The sequence below is a fragment of the Alkalibaculum bacchi genome, assembly GCF_937875145.1.
Classification (GTDB): Bacteria; Bacillota; Clostridia; order Eubacteriales; family Alkalibacteraceae; genus Alkalibaculum; species Alkalibaculum bacchi_A.
This window is the reverse complement of sequence record NZ_CALNCS010000065.1, coordinates 1-2481: the sequence shown is the minus strand read 5'-3', so window position 1 is coordinate 2481 and position 2481 is coordinate 1. Positions and strand designations below refer to the sequence as shown.

Here is a 2481-nt window from a genome sequence, read left to right as displayed (position 1 = left end):
TAAAATGATAATACCTGGAATAGAATTTTTTATTTCAACTTGTTTTGCAGTTAAAGCTTCTACTGCTATTTCATATCCCGTATATATAACTAGAACAGATATGACAACAGACATTAGATTTTCAATCTTATATAGTCCATAAGGAAATTTTTTTGTTTTTCTCTTTGCAATTTTTAATCCTACATAAATAGTTAAAGAAGCAATAAAATCAGTAAGGGTATGAAATGCCTCTGCTTTTAACGCAATACTTCCAGTTATAATGGCTGCTATTAACTTTATTGCGAATATAATAAAGGCAAGAAAAATCGCCTGTAATGCTACTTTTTCACTTTTTTCCATCTTTCTTTTCACCTCAAATTCTATTTGCCTACACTATAACATTTACCTATTATTCCTAAACCGCTTCACTCTTTTCATTTCTTACTCCCATTGATTCTGCTCTTTCTCCTCTCGACACACGTTTTACTCCTTTTAAAATTATTAACATATGATAATTACTATTATCTGTATACCTGATTATCGTCATACGTCAATAAATGTTAAATTTTATCTTATCATTATTGCTATAATTGTGTAGGAGGCTAATCATTTGTTGATTAGCCTCCTACACAATACTATATGTATGGGATATAGTGGTTCTGTAGTTTATAGAGACTTTCCAATAATAATGGATTCGCCCATTATACCTATCCACTCCATACTATTAAATCCTTACAAGAACTTGTTTACTAGCAGACTTCAAGGACTTTGTACCACCACCCTGACTAACAATTTCTAATGCTTTCTCTATATCTTGCACTACGCTCCCTGCAAATGTTGTAACATTGTAATCTTGAAACGCTTCTGGACAAAGAGGTGTAGATGGACCAACAAGACAAACTTCCCTTGCATTTTGACAGTAAGAAAGTACGTTGTCAATGGTATGATTGATAATGCTCGTAGCCGTTAAAATAATAACACTACACTGAGGTAGATAAGTTGGTATAGCTTCTTCAGGATATAGTTCAACTCCCTTAGATAAATTTTGTTCAAATACATAGATTTTTTTTGTTTTTTTCTTAACACGCATTAAAATAGGCTTGAAATCCCCTACCATGCCAAATGTATCCGTCTCCCCAATGTTTAAGACATCTACCACATTTCCAGTACCGCAATTTGCATCAGGTCTGTTATTTACAACAGCATTAATGGTAGCAAGCCCGATAGATGCTTTTAGCAGGTGGCTTTCTTTCATCCATGGGATTATCTCCTCTACGGGTTTTCCAATCAGATTGCCGGCCTCGCTCAGAATACTGCAACTACATCCCATTTCGTTGCGAAAGGTATAAGCTAGACCAGAAGACCCGTCTTCCAATAATACACATGTATAACCCAAACCAGCCCTCACATCTTTAATCCTTTGTCCTTTTGAATTAAGTGAAGCACACTTTATCAGATTTTCTACAATCACTTTTTTTCCTCCTAATTTATATTTTTTAAACCTATTTGAGATATAATATACTCAACTTTTCCACCAATATAAATAGACTGCACGCTTGATGATTCAAGCAAAACAACTTCATATATTGGTACCTTGACATTAAAAATAGCACCATTCTTTAGTATAATATGATTAATGAAACCAAAACCATACAATGAAGCCGAAATCGTACGTATCTAAGGAAATAGATGGAGCAGTTAAATACTTTCACAGCTGATATGATAAATATGATTACATGTAAACTACAGGATTGGATGGGTACTCAAGCCTTATTTATCCAGGCAATGTTTGCAAATTTAAGCTGTGAAAGTTGCGATAGTAATTATTGATCTTCTTTAAAGGAAAACACCAACCGACTTTGGTTGATGTTTCTTAGTATTACAGTATTAGCTTCATAATATAAAGAGCATTTATCCTATATGACTCTTAATTATTCTTCACATTCATCGTGATGTTGGTGCTCATGACAAACGGAACCTGTGGATTTTAGGCTACCCTGTAGATATGCTTCTGCTGTGGCCTTAGCATTCCCCGTTGCTCCGACGATGACTTCAATACCTTTCTCATTAAAAATGTCTATAGCGCCACCTCCCATACCACCAGAAATGACCACATTAATACCCATATCATTTAAGTAATTTGGTAGAAAGCCAGGTTTGTGTCCTGGATTTGGTATGGATTCACTCTTTATAATTTGGTCATTTTCAGCTTCAAAAATATTGAAGTTGACACAATGTCCAAAGTGCTCAGTTACTATTTCATTTTCACTAGCTACAGCAATTTTAATCATTTTCTTTGCCTCCATTTGTTCTAATATTTTTGCAACAGAATCAAGCCAATTGCCATCGAAAAGCTCTATCATTCCGATATCGCAAGTTTTAGCTATTCTAGGGTCTATAGGAAGCTTTGCAAGAACCTTTAAATTATGTTTTTTAGCTACTTCTTCGATATGACTATCCCCAAATATCTTATAATCCTTGCCATTATCAGGACATTTAAAG

General features: G+C 34.2%; 3 protein-coding genes. All 3 read right to left on the bottom strand.

Going from position 1 to position 2481, the window contains the following annotated elements; translation table 11 throughout:
* Window positions 1-339 (bottom strand): cation diffusion facilitator family transporter (locus Q7P22_RS04355; RefSeq protein ID WP_303861080.1); only part of this gene is annotated, 339 nt, incomplete at its 3' end.
* 364 nt (window positions 340-703) lie between these two features.
* Complete coding sequence (locus Q7P22_RS04350) at window positions 704-1450, bottom strand: DUF364 domain-containing protein (protein ID WP_303861078.1); 747 nt, start codon at window positions 1448-1450, stop codon at window positions 704-706.
* A 460-nt stretch (window positions 1451-1910) separates the two neighbouring features.
* Complete coding sequence (locus Q7P22_RS04345) at window positions 1911-2270, bottom strand: NifB/NifX family molybdenum-iron cluster-binding protein (protein WP_303861083.1); 360 nt, start codon at window positions 2268-2270, stop codon at window positions 1911-1913.
* Window positions 2271-2481: the final 211 nt, after the last annotated feature.

What these genes read in the sequence shown, in the direction of transcription:
- Q7P22_RS04345 (WP_303861083.1), bottom strand. Translation starts at nt 2,270, where the DNA reads ATGATTAAAATTGCTGTAGCTAGTGAAAATGAAATAGTAACTGAGCAC.